At 64.3% G+C, this 18,318-nt stretch carries 17 protein-coding genes; 6 read left to right on the top strand and 11 right to left on the bottom strand.

The window, feature by feature from the left end; genetic code table 11:
• Positions 1-81: 81 nt before the first annotated feature.
• Positions 82-1,086 carry a glutathione S-transferase family protein gene (locus H1D44_RS16345; protein ID WP_181515949.1) on the top strand — a complete coding sequence of 335 codons (1,005 nt, stop codon included), beginning with the start codon at positions 82-84 and terminating at the stop codon, positions 1,084-1,086.
• On the opposite strand, the gene H1D44_RS16340 is transcribed toward H1D44_RS16345, so the two are convergent.
• From H1D44_RS16340 to H1D44_RS16310, 7 genes are read right to left on the bottom strand one after another with little or no spacing between them, the layout of a single operon-like run.
• Positions 1,083-1,532, bottom strand: coding sequence for a YaiI/YqxD family protein (locus H1D44_RS16340; protein ID WP_181515947.1), 450 nt, complete (start codon positions 1,530-1,532; stop codon positions 1,083-1,085). The two genes, H1D44_RS16345 and H1D44_RS16340, sit on opposite strands and share 4 nt — an antisense overlap.
• 60 nt (positions 1,533-1,592) lie before the next feature.
• Positions 1,593-2,438, bottom strand: a complete 846-nt coding sequence (locus H1D44_RS16335; protein ID WP_181515945.1) for a phosphodiesterase — start codon at positions 2,436-2,438, stop codon at positions 1,593-1,595.
• On the bottom strand, positions 2,431-3,510 hold the full coding sequence (locus H1D44_RS16330; RefSeq protein WP_181515943.1) for an ABC transporter ATP-binding protein: 1,080 nt from the start codon (positions 3,508-3,510) through the stop codon (positions 2,431-2,433). Before H1D44_RS16330 ends, H1D44_RS16335 begins: the two co-directional genes overlap by 8 nt.
• Positions 3,507-4,298, bottom strand: coding sequence for an ABC transporter permease (locus tag H1D44_RS16325; protein WP_181515942.1), 792 nt, complete (start codon positions 4,296-4,298; stop codon positions 3,507-3,509). Before H1D44_RS16325 ends, H1D44_RS16330 begins: the two co-directional genes overlap by 4 nt.
• Complete coding sequence (locus H1D44_RS16320; RefSeq protein ID WP_181515940.1) at positions 4,295-5,134, bottom strand: ABC transporter permease; 840 nt, start codon at positions 5,132-5,134, stop codon at positions 4,295-4,297. Before H1D44_RS16320 ends, H1D44_RS16325 begins: the two co-directional genes overlap by 4 nt.
• Entirely contained in the window at positions 5,134-6,153 is a 1,020-nt protein-coding gene (locus tag H1D44_RS16315) for an ABC transporter substrate-binding protein (protein WP_181515938.1), read from the bottom strand. The genes H1D44_RS16320 and H1D44_RS16315 overlap by 1 nt, the downstream gene beginning before the upstream one ends.
• Positions 6,154-6,164: 11 nt before the next feature.
• Entirely contained in the window at positions 6,165-7,193 is a 1,029-nt protein-coding gene (locus H1D44_RS16310; RefSeq protein WP_181515936.1) for a substrate-binding domain-containing protein, read from the bottom strand.
• A gap of 507 nt (positions 7,194-7,700) precedes the next feature.
• On the opposite strand from H1D44_RS16310, the gene H1D44_RS16305 reads away from it, so the two are divergent.
• The gene (locus H1D44_RS16305) at positions 7,701-9,404 is read left to right on the top strand and encodes a DEAD/DEAH box helicase (RefSeq protein WP_181515934.1); all 1,704 of its coding nucleotides are present in this window, start codon (positions 7,701-7,703) and stop codon (positions 9,402-9,404) included.
• A 125-nt stretch (positions 9,405-9,529) separates the two neighbouring features.
• Here H1D44_RS16305 and H1D44_RS16300 read toward each other — a convergent pair whose 3' ends face one another.
• Entirely contained in the window at positions 9,530-10,357 is an 828-nt protein-coding gene (locus H1D44_RS16300) for a FadR/GntR family transcriptional regulator (RefSeq protein ID WP_181515932.1), read from the bottom strand.
• A gap of 214 nt (positions 10,358-10,571) precedes the next feature.
• Between H1D44_RS16300 and H1D44_RS16295 the strand changes: the two genes are divergently transcribed.
• The 4 genes from H1D44_RS16295 (at position 10,572) to H1D44_RS16280 (ending at position 15,285) form a co-directional block, all read left to right on the top strand.
• Positions 10,572-11,237 (top strand): DUF1028 domain-containing protein, encoded by a 666-nt coding sequence (locus H1D44_RS16295; protein ID WP_181515930.1) that lies wholly within the window; start codon positions 10,572-10,574, stop codon positions 11,235-11,237.
• A 228-nt stretch (positions 11,238-11,465) separates the two neighbouring features.
• Positions 11,466-12,728 (top strand): allantoate amidohydrolase, encoded by a 1,263-nt coding sequence (locus tag H1D44_RS16290; RefSeq protein WP_181515928.1) that lies wholly within the window; start codon positions 11,466-11,468, stop codon positions 12,726-12,728.
• 52 nt (positions 12,729-12,780) lie between these two features.
• The gene (locus tag H1D44_RS16285; RefSeq protein ID WP_238984478.1) at positions 12,781-14,193 is read left to right on the top strand and encodes a YfcC family protein; all 1,413 of its coding nucleotides are present in this window, start codon (positions 12,781-12,783) and stop codon (positions 14,191-14,193) included.
• 153 nt (positions 14,194-14,346) lie between these two features.
• Entirely contained in the window at positions 14,347-15,285 is a 939-nt protein-coding gene (locus tag H1D44_RS16280; RefSeq protein WP_181515926.1) for a glutaminase, read from the top strand.
• A gap of 38 nt (positions 15,286-15,323) precedes the next feature.
• Here the strand turns inward: H1D44_RS16280 and H1D44_RS16275 are convergent, their stop codons facing one another.
• The 3 genes from H1D44_RS16275 to H1D44_RS16265 all read right to left on the bottom strand — a co-directional run.
• Positions 15,324-16,460 carry a fumarylacetoacetate hydrolase family protein gene (locus H1D44_RS16275; RefSeq protein ID WP_181515924.1) on the bottom strand — a complete coding sequence of 379 codons (1,137 nt, stop codon included), beginning with the start codon at positions 16,458-16,460 and terminating at the stop codon, positions 15,324-15,326.
• Between the two features lie 17 nt (positions 16,461-16,477).
• On the bottom strand, positions 16,478-18,055 hold the full coding sequence (locus tag H1D44_RS16270; RefSeq protein ID WP_181515922.1) for an aldehyde dehydrogenase (NADP(+)): 1,578 nt from the start codon (positions 18,053-18,055) through the stop codon (positions 16,478-16,480).
• A gap of 41 nt (positions 18,056-18,096) precedes the next feature.
• Positions 18,097-18,318: TRAP transporter large permease subunit (locus H1D44_RS16265; protein WP_181515919.1), on the bottom strand; the 222-nt coding region annotated here is incomplete at its 5' end.

The raw sequence follows: 18,318 nt of genomic DNA, 5'->3' as shown, positions 1-18,318 counted from the left end.
AAAGGGCGCAAAAACTGCGCTTGAGCCTAGGGCAGGTCGGTTTACTCTGGCTGGCAACATGATGAGATCCCGGAGGATGAGATGGGCCTGTTGATCGAAGGAAAGTGGCACGACCAGTGGTACGACACCAGCAAGCATGGCGGCGAGTTCGTGCGTGAATCCGCCAAGCTGCGCGACTGGGTCACGGCGGACGGTTCGGCCGGCCCCGCAGGGCAGCGCGCGGTGCCGGCCGAGGCGGGGCGCTTTCATCTGTATGTCTCGCTGGCCTGTCCCTGGGCCCATCGCACCCTGATCATGCGCAAGCTCAAGGGACTCGAGGATCTCATCGGTGTCTCCTGGGTCAGCCCGCTGATGCTCGATCAGGGCTGGACCTATCATGAGAGTGAAGGGGCCAGCGGCGATCCGGTCAACGGCGTCGAATATCACCGCGAACTCTATACCTTGACCGATCCGCACTACACGGGGCGGGTCACGGTGCCGGTGCTGTGGGACAGGCAGGCAGGGCGTATCGTCAACAACGAGTCCGCCGAGCTGGTGCGTATCCTCAACGCGGCCTTCGACGATCTCGCCGGCAATCGGCTCGACTTCTATCCCGAGGATCTGCGCGAGACCATCGATGCGGTCAACGAGGATGTCTACGAACACATCAACAACGGTGTCTACAAGTCGGGCTTTGCCACCGAGCAGCAGGTCTACGAGAAGCACGTCAGCGCGCTGTTCGAGGCCCTCGATCGCATCGAGGCGCGCCTGGATGCCAACCGTTACCTGGCGGGTGAGTGGCTCACCGAGGCCGACGTGCGGCTGTTTACCACCCTGGTGCGCTTCGACGCCGTCTACCACGGGCACTTCAAGTGCAATTTCCGCCGTATCGAGGACTATCCCAATCTCTCGAACTACCTGCGCGAACTCTACCAGTGGCCGGGGGTAGCTGAGACGGTCAGCATCGACCATATCAAGCGCCACTACTATTACAGCCACGATACCATCAACCCGACCCGCATCGTGCCCAAGGGGCCGCTGCTCGACTTCGAGCGGCCGCACGACCGGGAGCGCTTGGCGGGGCAGGGCATTCGCGAGAAGGGTTAACGGTTCTTGGCCAGCCAGCGGTCCAGGGCATTGGCGAACTCGCGTCGGTCGGTGTCCGAATAGCCTTTCGGTCCGCCGGTGTGTTCGCCGCTGGAGCGCATCGTCTCCATGAAATCGCGCAGCTGTACCTTGGCGCGAATGTTGTTCCTGTCGAGCATCTCGCCGCGGGTGGTCATCACCGCGGCGCCCTTGTCGATGGCCTCCATGGCCAGCGGCAGGTCGGAGCTGATCAGCAGGTCTCCCGGCGCCAGGCGCGCGACGATCTCGTTATCGGCGGCGTCGAAACCATGGCTTACCGACAGCGACTTGACCCACTTCGAGGGCGGCAGCGGGATCGAATGGTTGGCCACGAACCAGGTGGGCGTGGTGGTGCGCTCGGCGGCGCGAACGATGATCTCGCGGGCGACCTTGGGGCAGGCATCGGCATCGACCCAGAGCGTGGGCATTCGGCAGGGCTCCTCGTGAAGACGAGGGCAAGATAATAGCATGCCCCCGTCTCCTGCCGATCAGTCGATCAGACCGTGTTCGTCATAGAAAGGGAAGGGCCCGGGATAATCGCCAATGACGGCTTGGTGAGTCACCAAGCCGTGGGTAAGGCTCCATTGATGCAACAAATAGCCCGGTGGCTCGAGGTGGAAGCCCGAGGGGCCGTGCGGATCGAGATCCAGGCTGACCTGATGCGATACACCGGGACAGCTCATTGCCAGGGTGCCGGCGAAGCGTGTCTGGACCGCGCGATGCAGGTGGCCGCAGAGTACCCGCTCCACCTGAGGGTGAGACGCAATGATCTCGGCCAGAGCCGCCGGCTCGCGCAGGGGCTGACGGTCCATATGGGCGATACCGCTGGCAAAAGGGTGGTGATGCAGCATCACGAGGGTGGGGCGGTCGGGCCGCTGCTTCAAGGTCTCGTCGAGCCAGCGTAGGCGTTCGGCGCAGAGTTCGCCATGGGACTGCCCGGGTACGCTGGAGTCCAGACCGATCAGCCGCACCGGGTGATCCTCCACGACCCATTGCAGGAAACGAGGGTGCTGAAAAAGGTATGCGTGCCCGGCGAAGGCGTCGCGCATGGCGGTGCGATCGTCGTGGTTACCGGGCACCAGGTAGTAGGGCAAGCGAAGCTTCTCCAGTAATGCCTTGCAGGTGGCGTACTCCTCGGGGCGGCCGAAGTCGGTCAGGTCGCCGCTGATCAGTACTAGCTTCGGTGCGGGAGTCAGTGAGTTGAGGGCCTCGATGGCCCGATGCAATGCCCCAGCCGTATCCACCTGGCGGTAAGAGAGGCGCCCATCGGTCTTGATGTGTGGGTCGCTGATCTGGGCAATCAGAAAAGGTTCGCTTGAGCTTGGGTCATGCATGGTTTGTCTCCAGGTCCTTGGCTGGATACGCATGACACTCTGGGTGAAACAGAGCTTCTGGCGGTAGCCGGAGACCGATGGGTTCTTCCGCACGCCACTGGCGGCGCGAAGCGGTCTCGACCTGTAGGCATGTGCTGTCGCCAAGGTCTATCAACAGACGCTGGCTCTGACCAAGAAAGATGCTCTGACGCACTTTTCCGCGTAAGTCTGCGCTGTCAGCCGTCACTATCTGAACGTCTTCCGGCCGGCAATAGACCGCTGCAACTCCGGCGAGGTGCGGTGCGTGCAGTTCGCCACCACTCACGCGCAAGCGGCGGTCAGCCAATGTGGCGTGAACCTCAAGGCGGTTGACGGCGCCGATAAAGTCGGCCACGAAGGTGCTGGTAGGGCGGTGATAGATTTCCCTCGGTGTTGCGAGTTGGGCGATGCGCCCCGCCTGCATCACGGCGATACGGTCGCCTAGCGCCATGGCCTCGGCCTGATCGTGGGTAACGTAAACGGCCGTGATATCAAGCTCGCGTAGCAGTTGGCCGATTTCCAGGCGCAACCGGTCGCGTAGCTTCGCGTCCAGTGCTGACAACGGTTCGTCGAACAGCAAGACCTTTGGCCGCACGGCGATGGCTCGGGCCAGCGCCACACGCTGCTTCTGGCCGCCGGAGAGTTCGTGAATGCGCCGTGTGTCGAAGCCCTGGAGATCGACCATGGCCATCACTTCTTCCAGTCGCCGGCGGATCGCTTCTCGAGGCAAGCCTTTGATCCGCAGGCCGTAGGCAATGTTGTCGGCAACGCTCATGTTGGGAAAGAGCGCATAATTTTGAAACACCATTCCCACGTCACGCTGCTCGATGGGCAGAGCAGTGACATCACGCTCGCCGAAGCGAACACGACCGCCGGCGTCCGGACTCTCCAGGCCGCTGATGATGCGCAGGGTGGTGGTCTTGCCACAGCCGGATGGGCCGAGCAGGACCAGGGTTTCTCCGGCGGCAACGGTGAGATCCAGCGGGTGCAGCGCAACCTGGCCGCCGGGAAAGGTGCGTCCGCACCCTTCAAGAGTAATGGAGGTGGAAGTCATGGCGTTCTCGAACGATTGGCGAAACGCCCTGCCCATTGGATCACGACGAGTAGAGGCAGGGTCATGGCGAGAAAGATCAGCGTGTAGGCAGAGCCGATTTCCAGCCGCATCGAGGCGTAGCTGTCGGCCAGGCCTACCGGCAGGGTCTTGTTGAGCGGAGTGTGCAGCATCCAGGTGATGTTGAATTCGCCGATGGAGAGAGTTACCACCATCAGCGCGCCGGCGAGTATGCCACCTACGCAGTTAGGTACCACTACGCCAAGGAAGCGCTGCCTGAAGCCGGCACCGAGACTGGCGGCGGCCTCCTCCAGCTCGGCCAGCCGCGCGCCACGCATTACCGCCAGTACTGGGCGGATCATGAATGGCAGGGTGAAGAGAACATGGCCAATGAGGATGAACAGCCAGCTCTCCCGGAACCCGCGCATGTGGCCGTAGGCCAGCAGCAGGGCCAGCGCTGTAGCCAGTCCGGGTATTGCCACTGGCAGTAGTAGTGCCTCTTCGATGGCGTTTGCCCAGCGGCGCTTGCTGCGCAGCAGGCCGTAGGCGGCAGGCACGCCGAGCAGCACGGTAAGGAACAGGCAGGTCAGGGCGAGCCGAATGGAGAGCCATATGGTATCTGCGTAAAGTGCCCACACCTCTTTTACCCAGCGTAGCGTCAGGCCGCTCTCCAGGCCGACGAAGTAATTGGTGGTGAGACCGGCCATGACTGACATGATGACCGGTACGATCATGAACAGGCACACCACCAGGGTGAAGCTCAACTGCAAGTAGAAACGCATGCGCTTCATGCCGGTGCTCCCAGGCTGGCGCCGGCCAGCTTGCGGGCAAGGCTCAGTGCCAGCCAGGTGATCACGCCGAGCACCACCGCGAGTGCCGCGGCCATGGCGAAGTTGGCGTAGTTGGTAAACTCGCCGTAGATGGTCAGCGGCATGATGCTCATGCGTGTGCCCAGGGTGAAAGCAGTGCCAAAGGCCCCCATGCTGGTGGCGAAGCAGATCGCCGCAGTGGAGAGCAGGGCCGGAGCGATGCCGGGCACTATCACGTCGCGCGTGACCCGCCAAGGGCTGGCGCCCAGTGAGCGTGCGGCCTCCTCCAAGCTACGGTCCAGAGTTTCACAGGCGGCTATGACGGTCGTGATGACGCGAGGGATGGAGAAGTAGAGATAGCCGACGAATAACCCTGTGAGGGAGTAGGCGAACATCCATCGCTCGTCGAACAGCCACATGCTGAATTGCGCCAAGGCGCCCTGACGACCACCCAGCATGATGACGAGAAAGCCCACCACCACACCGGGAAAGGCCAACGGGAAGGTGAGAATAGCGACTAATACCGCCTTGCCGGGAAAGTGGTGGCGGGCAAGGAAGAAACCCGCCACACCCGCAATCAGTACTGCCAGGGCCGAAACGGTCAGCGAGATGCCTAGAGTGGTACCTAGGCTGATGAGGTACTGGCGCTGGGTGAGGATGGCGAAGTAAGCGCTCATGCCGCTGGCCCGGTCAAGTTCCGTGCCCATTGCCACCAAGCGAGTGAAGGGCAATAGCCAGAAGGCGCCGAACACTGCCATTGCCGGGGCCAGGGTGAGAAGCGCCAGCTTTCGCTGGCGCCGGTTTACCTGCTGGAGCATCAGCGCACCTCGGCCTGATAACGCTCGGAGAAGCTTCGCTGCGCCGCGGCCATTGCATCGTAATCCACGGTCTTGGCGCGGGCATAGTCGCTGTCGGGAAGGAAGACTTCGCGAGCCTCTTCGGAGATGGCGCTTTCGCGCACCGGGCGTAGATAGGCATTCGCCCATACTGCCTGCCCCTGATCGGACAGCACGAAGTCCAGCACCGCACGGCCGTTGTCGGGGTTGGGGCCGTTCTTCACCAGGCTCATCACGTAGGGCACTACCACGCTGCCTTCCTCGGGAATCACGAACTCCACGTTCGCGCCGTCGCTGTGGCGTGCTCGGTAGGCGTTGAAATCGTAGTCGAGCAGAATGGGAATCTCACCGGAAAGCACTCGTGCGTAACTGGTCTGCTGCGGCACGATGGGCTGGTTGGCAGCGAGTTCGTTGAAATAGTCGATGGCCGGAGAGAAGTCATCCATGTCGCCGCCCAAGGCCAGGTTGATTGCCACTGCGCCGACATAGCCAACGAAGGCACTGGCAGGATCGAGGTAGCCGACCATGCCGCGATACTCTGGCTTGAGCAGGTCGGACCAGGAGGTAGGAACTGGTGCGCCATCCAGGGCGTCGACGTTGACCATCAGCCCCATGGTGCCGGAGTGGATGGTGAACCAATGGCCTTCGGGATCCTTCAGCCCATCGGGGATCTCGTCCCAGTGCGCAGGTTGGTAGGGCTCGATGACGTTCTCATACGCAGCCTGGATGCCAAAGCTGACACCGTAGTAAACGACATCCGCCACGGGATTGCTGCGCTCGGCGACGAGTTGAGCCAGTGACTGGCCGGAGTTCTTGTTGTCCTGCGGCACGTTGATGCCGGTTTCCTGTTGGATCAGGCGCAGTTGGGAACCCCAGTCGGCCCACTCCGGGGGACAGTTGTAGCAGATCGCATTGCCGCTGGCCTGTGCGGCGGATGCAACCCCGCTGATACCTAGCAAGGCGGCAGCCAGCAGAGTCTGACGAAGACGCGGGAAGGGCATGGTGTGTTCCTCTATGAGACGGATGGTTCTGGGGCTTGGTAGGGTGCCGGTGGTGATCCGGCGCTTTCGCCCTCACGCAAGACGTGGGGCAGGGGGCGAGGCTGTGGATCCTCTCCCCGTATCAGGGCCAGCAAGGTTTCTACCGCCACGCGACCGAACTCGGCGCGGGGCTGTACTACCGTGGAAAGCGAGGGGTAGAGATGACGACCAAGCTCGATACCGTCGAAGCCCATCACCGACAGGTCTCCCGGCACTGAGCGTCCGCTGCGTCGTAACTCGCCGATTAAACTGATGGCCAGCAGGTCGTTGGTGCAGAGAACGGCCGTCAGCCCGTCTGCCCCACCCAAGACGGGTTCCAGTTGTGAGAGGGCGACCTGGGTGTGGCGGGGCATCTCGATGAGCGGAAGAGAAGTGAGGCCGGCTGCCACCATTGCCTCGCGGTAACCCTCATGGCGCAGCCGGGCACGGTCCGATTGCAGTAACGGGCCACCGATCATGCCGATGCGCCGATGGCCCAGGGCAATGAGGTGGCGGGTCGCATCGGCCATGGCGGTGTGATTGTCCACTCCAACCGAAGAAAAATAAGAGGTCGCGGGTGGGTTATGCACCAGAAGGCATGGGGTGTTCTCTCGGCGTAGCTTGGCGAGCACCGCGCTGTGGTCTGCATCGGCCACGGTGAGGGCCAAACCATCAACCCGTTGACGCAGCATCTCCTCGACGATGGCTTCCTCGCGGCTAGGCTCGTAGCTGCTCGTGGTGACGATCAATGAATAACCAGCGGCCCGGGCCGCCTCCTCCATGGCCTGCAATTGCTCGGCGAACACTGGGTTATCGAGACTGGGGACCATCACACCGAGCATCAGAGTGGCTTGGGCACGCAACTGTTGCGCCACCTTATTGGGGCGAAACCCCAGGGCGCGGGCGGCTTCCACCACCCGTCGGTGGGTTTCGGGGCGTAGGCTTTCCGGTGAGGAAAAGGCTCGGGCCGCAGTGGCCCTTGAGACGCCCGCTAGTTTTGCCACGTTGATAAGGTTTGCCATTCACCACCTCGACCTATTCGGAAGCGCAATGAGATCGATCTCATTGCGCCAATGTAGGGGCGTCTAGTGACGAAACGATGATGTTCGGGTGGCAGTTCGGTGGCAGTGGCGGGACGGCGATAACGCTGGCAAGGAGGCATCCAGCGTGTTAGCATGCGCGCTCCTCGCATGTGTTGACCCCGCCATCATGACGATTCGCTCCGAACGCCACGCGTTCGAGAGGCAATCACCGAGACTGACAGCAAACGCTGCAACGTCCGAGATGTGAAGATGGAGCGCTACAGGATGCCGCCAATCGGGCGACATCGGCGCAAAAAGGTCGCCACAGAGGTTCCCGCCGATGGCGCGAACCGGATGCCAGGTGCGACCGGCGTCCCACGATAACGTGATCCGCCCTGTCCAGGCCCTTTCGGCCAGTGAAGACAGAGCCACCGACCTGCCAAGAGCGGCGTCGGGGATGCCTCAATGTGATTTGCCGGCGAGTGCCGGCCTACCAAGGTGTGATTGATGACCTCGACTTCTGTCGCCTCGCCGAGCTTCGGCGATCTTGCTCTGCTGCCTGCCGTTCTCGCCGCTGTCGAAACACTGGGTTACGAAACTCCTTCACCGATTCAAACACAGACCATTCCGGCGCTGCTGGAAGGTCGTGACATGCTGGGCCAGGCCCAGACCGGCACCGGCAAGACCGCTGCCTTCGCGCTGCCTCTGCTGTCGCGGCTCGAGCTGACTCGCCGCGAGCCCCAGGTACTGGTGCTGGCGCCGACCCGTGAGCTGGCCCAGCAGGTGGCCGTCTCCTTTACCAAGTACGGCCAGAACCTGCAGGGTCTGGAAGTGGCCACCCTGTGCGGCGGTCAGGAATATCGTGAACAGCTGGGTGCGCTGAAGCGTGGCGCCCAGATCGTGGTGGGTACCCCGGGCCGGGTGATCGATCACCTCGACCGCGGCAGCCTCAAGCTCGACGGCCTCTCTGCCCTGGTGCTGGACGAAGCCGACGAGATGCTGCGCATGGGCTTCATCGACGACGTCAAGCGCGTGGTTGCCGATACGCCCAAGGAAGCCCAGCGGGTGTTCTTCTCCGCCACCCTGCCGGCCGAGATCGAGCGCATCGTCAATCGTTACCTGGTCGATCCGGTCAAGGTCGCCATCGAGTCGCGCACCACCACCGGTGAGAACATCGAGCAGCGCCTGGTGCGTGTCGACGGCGGCGCCAAGCTGGAGGCGCTGGCGCGTATTCTCGAGGTCGAGCCGGTGGATGCCGCCATCGTCTTCGTGCGTACTCGTGCCGCCTGCACCACCTTGATGGAGCAGCTCTCCGCCCGCGGCGTGAACGTGGCCAGCCTTTCCGGCGACCTCGACCAGAGCCTGCGCGAGCGCACCATTCAGCGCCTCAAGCGTGGCAAGGTCGACGTGCTGATCGCTACCGACGTGGCCGCCCGCGGCCTCGACGTGCCGCGCATCACTCACGTCTTCAACTACGACTTGCCCCAGGACAGCGAGGCCTACACCCACCGTATCGGGCGTACCGGCCGGGCCGGACGCACCGGCATCTCGATCACCTTCGTCGGCTTCCGTGAAGGGCGCAAGGTGGGCTGGATCGAGCAGGCCACCGGCCAGCGCATGACCGAGATGGCGGTTCCCGACGAGGCGGCGATTCGCGCCCATCGTGATGAAGTGTTCCACCAGCGCATCATCGGCACCCTGACCGCCGGTGCCGACGAGCAGCGTGCCCTGGTCGAGCGTCTGGTGGGCGAGGGCTACGATCCGGTCGAGCTGGCCTGTACCTTTGCTGCCCTGGCACGTGCCGACGAGGCGCCCATCGGCCGCCTGCAGCCGCCGCGCAAGGAGCGCAGCGACCGCAGTCCGCGCGACGGCAAGCCGCCGCGTCGCGACCGTGGTCCGAGCGAGGGCATGACCCGCTACCGCGTGGCCGTCGGCCACAAGGACGGCGTCAAGCCGGGTCAGCTGGTTGGCGCATTGGCCAATGAGGGTGGCATCGAAGGTTCGCGTATCGGCCGTATCGACATCCGCAACGCCTTCTCGGTGGTCGAGCTGCCCAGCTCGCTGCCGCCCAGCATCCTGGCCAAGATGGCTCGTGCCCGGGTTGCCGGTCGTGCGCTTGAGATCAGCGAGGACGGCGGCGCCCCCGAGCGCGCTCCGCGTCGTCGCCGTGAAGATGGCGATGCACCGGTGCGGCGTCGTACCAGTGCATGAATGAATGCCGGGCTCAACGCCCGGCATGAGTCGAAGGCCCCGACACCCTCAAAGGTGTCGGGGCTTTTCGTTTCCCCCTTGGCCGCTGTGCATGTCCCTGCCAGATATTCGCCGGCCCGGGCTGCTCACTTGGCATCAGTGCCACCGGCGTAGCCGGTCAGCGCCAGGTATTCACGACTGAGGTCGGAATCCGACCCGCCGTCGGCCTTGAAGAAGGTCTTCTCCAGCAGCGCCTCGCGCGCCTCCATCAATGTCTGTGCCGCCTGCATATGGTCGCTGACGATGCGGCGGGCCTCCGTGTTGTCGCGTCGGCGCAGGGCGTCGATCAACTGACGCTGGTAGTGGTAGCCGCGCTGGCGCAGCTCCGGGTAGGGCTGGTCGTAGATTCGCTGGCAGACGGTCATGCTCATCAGCAGGCGAATGGGGAAGCGGCACATCAGGGCGAGCAGCGGGTTGGGGCAGTAGTCCACCAGTACGAGGTGGAACTCCAGCTCCTTGATGCGCTGGGTGCGCTCCTCCTCGAGTGAAGCCGGGGGGTGGTCGTAATAGCTCGTTACCGCCTCGAGGCGTGTGAAGGCCTCGTCATCCAGTACGCCGTCCAGACTGGTAACCAGCGCCGGCCATAGTGCCTTGCGCACTTCGTAGATGTCATGAATGGTCGGCGGCTTGAAGAAGAAGTAGTTGCCGAGCATCTCCATGGCCCGGTCATCGCTCACCTCGCTGATGAAGGCGCCGCCACCTGGGCCCGTGCGGGTCTGGATCAGACCCTGAGCCTCCAGCCCCCGCAGCGCCTCGCGGATGGTGCCCTTGGAGGCGCCCAGCGCTTCGATCAGTTCCGACTCCTGAGGCAGGCGGTCACCGGGGCTCAGCCCATGGCGGGCGATGTACTCCTTGACGGCGTCACCGATGACCTCGGTACGCTTGCGTCGACCTGCTTGGCGTGCTCGCTTCATGAGGCTCTCTATCGATTGCAAAATACCTGCCGGCCTCGCTTGCCCGGGCCGGGATGGCACGATGATCCACGGCTCCGATTGGGCTGTCCACCCTGCGATTTCCGATCGCCGACGCTGCGGCTGCCTTGGCGTCCTTCGGGGTGCCAGGCTAGTCGCTGGTAATTTATAATGATAAACATGGGTCCACCCTAGCCAAGTCAACGCGAGATCCTCCATGACCTACAGCCTGATTGCCCTGGATGCCGACTCACAGACCCTTGGCGTGGCCTGCGCTACCGGCGGTCCCGCGCTTGGCGGCTTCGTGCCGCATCTGCTGCCCGGTGTGGGTGCGGCGATCACCCAAGGCTACAGCACCAGCCTGATGGCAGCCGAGCAGGGGCTGGCGTGGTTGGCCAATGACAGGGATGTCGACTCGATCGTCAGCGACCTTCGCCGACAGGATCACGGCGAGGCCTGGCGCCAGGTCGCTTTCATGGATGGGCTGGGGCAGGCTGCCGGCTGGACGGGGGAGCAGAACGTGGCAATCGCAGACATGCACCTCGAGTCGGGGCTGGTGGTGGCAGGCAATATGCTGGCCAGTGACGAGGTGATCCCCGCGATGGTGGCCGCCTACCGCCATGCCTGTGACGAGAAGGGGCTGGCGGAGGCACTGATTGCTGCCCTGCAGGCTGCCCAGCGCCATGGGGGCGACCGTCGGGGGACTCGCTCGGCAGCGCTCAAGGTGCGAGCGCCCGGCGGTCTGCCCGTGGATCTGCGTATCGACCTCGCGCAGGACGCCATCGTCGAACTGCATGCGCTTTACCAGCATATCCAGGGTGATGCTGACTTCCAGGCGTTCCTGACGCGCCTGCCTACGGCGAGTGACCCCCACCGCCACTGAAGACGGGCCTGCTTCCATCCCACGGGATTAGACAAAGGTCTAGCTCGTCAGTGCCTTTTGATGGGCCAACTGCCTACCGCTCCTGATTATTTCCCTTGGCTGACTCCTTTCACGCGGCTGCCGTCTGCTGCCGCTGAGTTGACATGTGCAGAAAGCGTCATCTAGCCTAATTTATCATGATAAATAGACGGGGCGTTCCAAAGACGCTCGACTGCCAGTGAGGTGAGCATGACGTTATCCCTGGACCAGGCCGGCCGGCAGGCTTGGCAGTGGCTGGAAGCCGCCTCGGCTTTCAGCGAGACCCGAGACAGCGTGCGCGAGGGGGTGACTCGGCAGTGCGCCACCGACGAGCACAAGGCCCTGCTTGCTGCCTTGACCGAGTGGATGGAGGCGCTGGGCATGACGGTGAGGATGGATAATGCCGCCAACCTGATCGGTCGCCATGCCAGTGCCGAGCCCGGTGCCAGGACGCTGTTGATCGGCTCCCATCAGGACACCGTGCCTAACGGCGGCAAGTATGACGGCATGCTGGGCGTGATCCTGCCGCTGGCACTGGTCCTGTATCTGCGGGAAAACGATATCGGGCTCCCGTTCCACATCGATGTGGTGGCGTTCAGCGACGAGGAGGGCACCCGCTTCAGCTCGACGTTGCTGGGCTCCAAGGTGTTGGCGGGGACCTTCGAGCCCGAGATGCTCGAGGCTGCCGACGATAACGGCGTTACGCTTCAGGCGGCACTGGAAGCCTTTGGCTGCGATCCGGCACGCATTCCCCAGGACCGCTATCGCCCAGAGGAGGTCGTTGCCTTCCTCGAGGCGCACATCGAGCAGGGACCGCAGCTGGAACATGCTTCGCTGCCGGTCGGGGTGGTCGACGCCATTACCGGCATCGAGCGGCACCAACTGACCATCCACGGCATGGCCGGCCACGCCGGCACCGTCCCGATGGCGCTGCGCCGTGATGCCCTGGTCGGGGCCGCCGAGGTCATCCGCCTTGTCGATGCCTTGTGCAAGGAGACCGACGACCTGGTCGGGGTGGTGGGCAAGATCGAGAACGCACCCAACGGCGTCAATGTCATCCCGCAGACCACAACCCTCAGCATCGAGTTGCGCTCACCCCGGGACGAGGTTCGCCGCCGGGCAAGGCAGCGCTTGCTCGAGCAGGCCGATGCTGCGCTCAAGTCGCTCGGCCTGGCCTTCGACCACAGCCAGACCTACGAGCAGGCTGCCGTGCAGTGCTCGGCCTGGCTGACCGCCACCCTGGAAGAAGCGGTACGGGATAGCGGAGTCGAGCCGCAAGTGATGTTCAGCGGTGCTGGCCATGACGGCCTTGCCATGGTCGACCTGTGCGATATCGGCATGCTCTTCGTGCGCTGCCGTGAGGGGGTCAGCCATCACCCCAGTGAAGCCATCGAACCCGAGGACCTGACGGCAGCCGTCGAGGTGCTCGTCCATGCATGCCGGCGGCTGGCCTCGGGCCGGCCGCCGGCATGACGTCTTACTCCTGCCATTCCAACAAGACCTGACGAAGACTCAAGGGTTTATCATGAGCCAACAACAGCAACAGACCAGCAAGGCGGCCGCCCCGGTGGACCGCAAGTGGTACAAGCAGGTACCGGATCCCATGGTCCTGATCTTTCTGATCCTGGTGGCCGCGTACCTGATGACCTTCATCGTGCCCGCCGGCGAGTTCGAGCGAGAAACGGTCGACGGCCGCACCACTGTCATTCCGGGCTCCTTCGAGTACCTGGCAGACGTAGCAAACCTGCATTTCTTCAGGATATTCGTTGCCATCCCCGAGGGGCTGATCAGCGCCTCCCAGTTCCTGTTCATCGTGTTCATTGCCGGCGGGCTGTTCCATATCCTGCAGCGCACCGGCGCCCTGGAGAACGCGATCGGGGTGGCCGTCTACAAGGCCGGCGCCGAGAACAGCGTGAAGAGCCGCAACCTGATCATTGCGGCCGGCACTTTCATCTACGGCTTCTTCGGCGTGGCCGTGGGTTTCGAGAACAATATCGCCCTGGTACCGATCGGGGTGCTGATCGCCACGGCCATAGGCTGCTCCCGTCTCGTGGGCGTGGTGATGGCCGTGGGCGGTATCGGTATCGGTTTTGCGCTCTCGCCGATCAATCCCTATACCGTGGGGGTCGCGCAGGGCATCGGCGAGCTGCCGACCTTCTCCGGCTGGTGGTTGCGCACGCTGATGGTACTGGCCTGCCTGGCAACGCTGAGCATATTCATCTGCCGTTACGTGGTGCATGTGGACTACCGGGATGACCAGCCCGCTGAGCTGACCAAGCAGCTCAAGGACTACACCCTGACTCGCAGCAACCTCATTACCCTCGGCATCTTCCTGACCGGCCTGGCAATCATGCTGGTAGGCGTCTTCACTCGCGGCTGGTACATCAACGAAATTGCCGCCATGTTCCTGCTCATGGCGATCGTGATCGGCTTTGCCAATGGCCTCGGTGCCAACGAACTGGTGAAGCAGATGATGGAGGGCGCCGCCTCCGTCACGGCCGGTGCGCTGGTGATCGGTGTTGCCGCGTCAATCCAGGTGATCCTGGAGGATGCCCAGATCATCGATACCATCGTCAACTCGCTGAGCACCCTGGTGGGCGATATGCCGATCGCTCTGGCGGCCGTGGCCTCCAGTCTCATCCAGGGGGTGATCAACCTGTTCGTACCGAGCGGTTCGGGGCAGGCGCTGGTGACCATGCCGATCCTGATTCCTCTGGCGGACCTCATCGGCATGAGCCGACAGCTCATGATCACCGCGTTTCAGGTAGGCGATGGCCTGACCAACCTCATCGTTCCGACCTCGGGGGGCACCCTGGCCATGCTGGCCCTGGGCAAGGTCTCCTATGCCCAGTGGCTGCGCGTGATCATGCCCCTGATGGTGCTTATCTATGCGATGTGCTGGCTTGCCCTTGTTGCCGGGCACTATCTAGGTTACTAAACTCGGTCGGCTACTCGACGCGAGCTCAGCGTTCGAGACAGGCACCGACAACCGAAATTGGCCAGCAGGGCCGAAGCCAGGGGCGGGTTCCCAACCGGGACTCGCCCCTGTCTTGCTCGCCCTGGTAACCCCAGCAAAGGAGAGATCCCCCCGATGAGCGTGCTCCCAGACGGTGAGGCGTGTCGCGAGCAGACCCTTGGCGAGATCCACGCAGCCGCCCTGGGGCAGCCCTGTGACGGCCAGGTCGCTGACTATATTCCTGCACTGGCCAGCGTGGATGCCAGCCGTTGCGGTATTGCCTTCGCTACCCTGGAGGGCGAGGTGCATGTCGCGGGCGATGCCGACATGCCTTTCTCGATTCAGAGCATCTCCAAGGTGTTTGGCCTTGTTCTGGCGATGCAGCGCATGGGCGATGATCTCTGGCAGCGGGTGGGAATGGAGCCCTCCGGCCAGCCATTCAACTCCATCGTTCAACTGGAGTGGGAGCACGGTATCCCACGCAATCCATTCATCAATGCCGGCGCCATCCTGGTGGCCGATACCCTGGTGTCGCACTTCTCTTCCAGCCGTCAGGCTTTCCTCAGCTTCGTGCGACGCCTGGCCGGCTGCGAGCGCTGCGATATCAACGAAGAGGTGCTGGCTTCGGAGACCCGCCACGGCAGTCGCAACGCGGCACTGGCCTATCTGATGAAGAGCTTCGGAAACATCGAGGCGGAAGTGGAAGACGTGCTGGCACACTACTTCTTCCAGTGCTCGCTGGAAATGAGCTGCCGAGAGCTGGCCACGAGCCTGCTGTTTCTGGCCAACCGCGGGGTGCACCCGCTAAGCGCTGAGCGGGTCACCACGCCTCGGGATGCCCACCGCATCAACGCCATCCTCTCGACCAGCGGCATGTACGACCAGTCCGGCCAGTTCGCCTTCTCCGTTGGCCTGCCGGCAAAGAGCGGCGTCGGTGGAGGCATCGTGGCCATCGTGCCGGGGCAGGGCATCATCAGCGCCTGGAGCCCGGCGCTCAACCAGCATGGCAATTCGACCCGGGCACTGAAGATGATCACTGAGCTGGCGGGTCGGTTGGGTCTGTCGATCTATTAGGCTTTCAGCCATCTGTCAGGCGCTTGTGAGCAGGGGCGTCAGCGCCGATGGGCTGCCCATTGGCGTATCCCGAAGGTCCAGGGAGGGAGCGTGTCGCTGTGCTCGACGCGGTTGACCAGCGCGCCAAGGCTGGGGGTCGCGATGGTCACGCTGTCGCCGAGGTGGTGGGTAAAGCCCTGACCCTCGCTGTCGCGGTCCTGGATCGGCGAGAACATGGTGCCGAGAAACAGCATGAAGCCGTCCGGGTACTGGTGATGGTCCCCGACGGTCTGGCGTACCAGGTCCAGGGGATCACGGCTGATCTCGCGCATGTCGCTCTCGCCCTGCAGCAGGAAACCGTCGTCCGTGCCTTCGATGCGCAGCGAGACGCGGGCCTGGCGCACGCTGTCGAGGGTAAAGTGCGCATCGAACAGACGGATGAACGGGCCGATGGCGCAGGAGGCATTGTTGTCCTTGGCTTTGCCCAGCAGCAGGGCACTGCGCCCTTCGATGTCGCGCAGATTGACGTCGTTGCCGAGGGTGGCGCCCTTCGGGCTGCCGAAGGCGTCCACGGCCAGCACGATCTCCGGCTCGGGATTGTTCCACTTCGAGGCCGGGTGCAGGCCCACGTGAGCGCCGAAGCCGACCGAGGAGAGCGGCTGGGCCTTGGTGAAGACCTCGGCGTCGGCGCCAAGGCCCACCTCCATGTACTGCGACCAGGCGCCGCGGGCCTGGAGGGCTGCCTTGAGCGCCATGGCCTCGTCGTAGCCCGGGACGATGCGCGACAGATCCTGGCCGATGACCTCGTTGAGTTCGGCGCGCAGCTGGCTGGCCCTGGCGGGGTCGCCGCCGGCCTGTTCCTCGATCACCCGCTCCAGCAGGCTGACAGCGAAGGTGACGCCGCAGGCCTTGATGGCCTGGACGTCGCAGGGCGCGAGCAGGTAGGGGGTCTGCTGCGGTTCGGCCAGGGAGTTGGTCAGCAGCTCATCCACGCGGCCCAGGGATTCGCCCTCGAGGCGGCGCACGAAGTCGACGGCATCGTGGCGGTCGAGCAGGTCCGCCATGCAGTCGCAGTGGGGGGAGATATCCACCACCTCGCCCTGGCGTATCACTACCAGGGCAGGCCCCGTGTCGCGCCAGACGCGGCCCACCAGCAGGGCCTGGTCGAGATCGTGGGGAAGATAATCGGTCGTCATGGTGTCGTCCTCAGGGTTCATGCCTCGCGTTTGCCATCGATCAGGCGCGATACCGCCCAGGGGTTGCCGTCGCGCAGTGCCTCGGGCAGCAGCTCCTGCGGCAGTGCCTGGTAGCACACAGGACGCAGGAAGCGCTGGATGGCGGCGCTGCCCACCGAGGTGGTGCGGGAGTCGGAGGTCGCCGGGAAGGGCCCGCCGTGGACCATGGCGTGGCACACCTCGACGCCGGTCGGCCAGCCGTTGGCCAGTATCCGCCCGGCCTTGCGCTCCAGCGTCGGCAGCAGGCCCTTGGCGGCTTCCAGATCGCCATCATCGAGCTGCAAGGTGGCAGTGAGCTGGCCTTCCAGGCCCGCGGCGACGCGCTGCATCTCGGCCAGATCGGCACACTCGATCACCAGCGAGGTGGCGCCGAACACCTCCTCCTGCAGCTCGGGGTCGGCCAGGAAGTCTTCCGCCGAGGTGACGAACAGCCCGGCCTGGCAGGGATGAGCCGACTCGCCCAGCGGGCCGCGGGCCACCTCCTTGACCCAGGGGTTGGCGGCGAGTCGTTCAACGCCCTGCTGGTAGGCGCGGTGGATTCCCGGGGTGAGCATGGTCTGGGCGGCGCTCTGCCTCACCGCTGCGCCCGCGGCTTCGATGAAGGCATCGAGTTCGGCGCCGGCGACGGCGATCACCAAGCCGGGATTGGTACAGAACTGGCCGGCGCCCATGTTGAGCGAGGCGACGAAGCCCTCGGCGAGCTGCGGCCCTCGGCTGCGCAACGCTTCGGGTAGCAGGAATACCGGGTTGATCGAACTCATTTCGGCATACACCGGAATCGGCTGCGGCCTGGCCTGCGCGGTCGCCATCAGCGCAGTGCCGCCGCGGCGGGAGCCAGTAAAGCCCACCGCCTGGATGCGTGGATCGGCCACCAGGGCCTGACCGATCTCGCTGCCCGAGCCGAACAGCAGCGAAAACACGCCCTCGGGCAGGCCACACTTGGCCACCGCACGCTGGATGGCGCGGCCGACCAGCTCCGAGGTGCCGGGGTGAGCGGAGTGGCCCTTGACCACTACCGGGCAGCCGGCTGCGAGAGCCGATGCGGTGTCACCGCCGGCCACGCTGAAGGCCAGCGGGAAATTGCTGGCGCCGAACACGGCGACCGGGCCGAGCGGAATGTGCCGCTGCCGCAGGTCGGCGCGAGGCATCGGCTCGCGCTCGGGCAGGGCCGGGTCGATGCGCACGTCGAGCCACTCGCCGGCGCGCACCACCGAGGCAAATAGGCGCAGCTGGCCGCAGGTGCGGCCGCGCTCGCCCTCGAGACGTGCCTGGGGCAGGCCGGTCTCGGCCATGGCGCGTTCGATCAACGCGTCGCCTATCGCCTCGATCTCGCTGGCAATCGTCTCCAGAAACGCTGCACGCTCATCCAGCGCTGTGTCTCGGAAGTGGTCGAACGCCTCGTCGGCCAGCACGCAGGCGCGCTCTACCTCGGCCTGGGTGCCCCCCAGGTAGGCGGGCTCCAGGCGTTCGCCGGTAGCGGGATTGACGGCGCTGATGGGCTGGGAGCTGCCGCTAGTGGCTTCACGTCCGATCAGCATCTTGCCTTCCAGGGTCATGATGAGCTCCATTTTTCAGTCAGGTTTCGGTTGGCACGAGGTCAGTTGCCGCGTACGGCGGTCAGGTCTGGCAGCCAGGTGACCAGGCCGGGGAACGCAATGAGGATGGCCAGCACCACCAGCAGGGCCGCGTAGTAGGGCAGCATCGCCTTGACCAGCGCCTCCATCGATACCTTGCCCACGCCACAGCCCACGTAGAGGCAGGTTCCCACCGGCGGGGTGAGCAGGCCGATGCCGAGCACGAAGGCCATCAGCACGCCGAA

Source organism: Billgrantia kenyensis, from assembly GCF_013697085.1.
GTDB lineage: Bacteria > Pseudomonadota > Gammaproteobacteria > Pseudomonadales > Halomonadaceae > Halomonas > Halomonas kenyensis.
The sequence above is the reverse complement of the archived record's forward strand: the minus strand, read 5'-3'. Positions and strand labels throughout refer to the sequence as shown.

Coding starts and splice junctions, on each gene's coding strand:
- H1D44_RS16335 (WP_181515945.1), bottom strand. CDS start 2,438: ATGCATGACCCAAGCTCAAGCGAACCTTTTCTGATTGCCCAGATCAGC.
- H1D44_RS16300 (WP_181515932.1), bottom strand. CDS start 10,357: ATGAAGCGAGCACGCCAAGCAGGTCGACGCAAGCGTACCGAGGTCATC.
- H1D44_RS16320 (WP_181515940.1), bottom strand. CDS start 5,134: ATGCTCCAGCAGGTAAACCGGCGCCAGCGAAAGCTGGCGCTTCTCACC.
- H1D44_RS16345 (WP_181515949.1), top strand. CDS start 82: ATGGGCCTGTTGATCGAAGGAAAGTGGCACGACCAGTGGTACGACACC.
- H1D44_RS16310 (WP_181515936.1), bottom strand. CDS start 7,193: ATGGCAAACCTTATCAACGTGGCAAAACTAGCGGGCGTCTCAAGGGCC.
- H1D44_RS16285 (WP_238984478.1), top strand. CDS start 12,781: ATGAGCCAACAACAGCAACAGACCAGCAAGGCGGCCGCCCCGGTGGAC.
- H1D44_RS16305 (WP_181515934.1), top strand. CDS start 7,701: ATGACCTCGACTTCTGTCGCCTCGCCGAGCTTCGGCGATCTTGCTCTG.
- H1D44_RS16295 (WP_181515930.1), top strand. CDS start 10,572: ATGACCTACAGCCTGATTGCCCTGGATGCCGACTCACAGACCCTTGGC.
- H1D44_RS16275 (WP_181515924.1), bottom strand. CDS start 16,460: ATGACGACCGATTATCTTCCCCACGATCTCGACCAGGCCCTGCTGGTG.
- H1D44_RS16315 (WP_181515938.1), bottom strand. CDS start 6,153: ATGCCCTTCCCGCGTCTTCGTCAGACTCTGCTGGCTGCCGCCTTGCTA.
- H1D44_RS16290 (WP_181515928.1), top strand. CDS start 11,466: ATGACGTTATCCCTGGACCAGGCCGGCCGGCAGGCTTGGCAGTGGCTG.
- H1D44_RS16270 (WP_181515922.1), bottom strand. CDS start 18,055: ATGACCCTGGAAGGCAAGATGCTGATCGGACGTGAAGCCACTAGCGGC.
- H1D44_RS16325 (WP_181515942.1), bottom strand. CDS start 4,298: ATGAAGCGCATGCGTTTCTACTTGCAGTTGAGCTTCACCCTGGTGGTG.
- H1D44_RS16340 (WP_181515947.1), bottom strand. CDS start 1,532: ATGCCCACGCTCTGGGTCGATGCCGATGCCTGCCCCAAGGTCGCCCGC.
- H1D44_RS16280 (WP_181515926.1), top strand. CDS start 14,347: ATGAGCGTGCTCCCAGACGGTGAGGCGTGTCGCGAGCAGACCCTTGGC.
- H1D44_RS16330 (WP_181515943.1), bottom strand. CDS start 3,510: ATGACTTCCACCTCCATTACTCTTGAAGGGTGCGGACGCACCTTTCCC.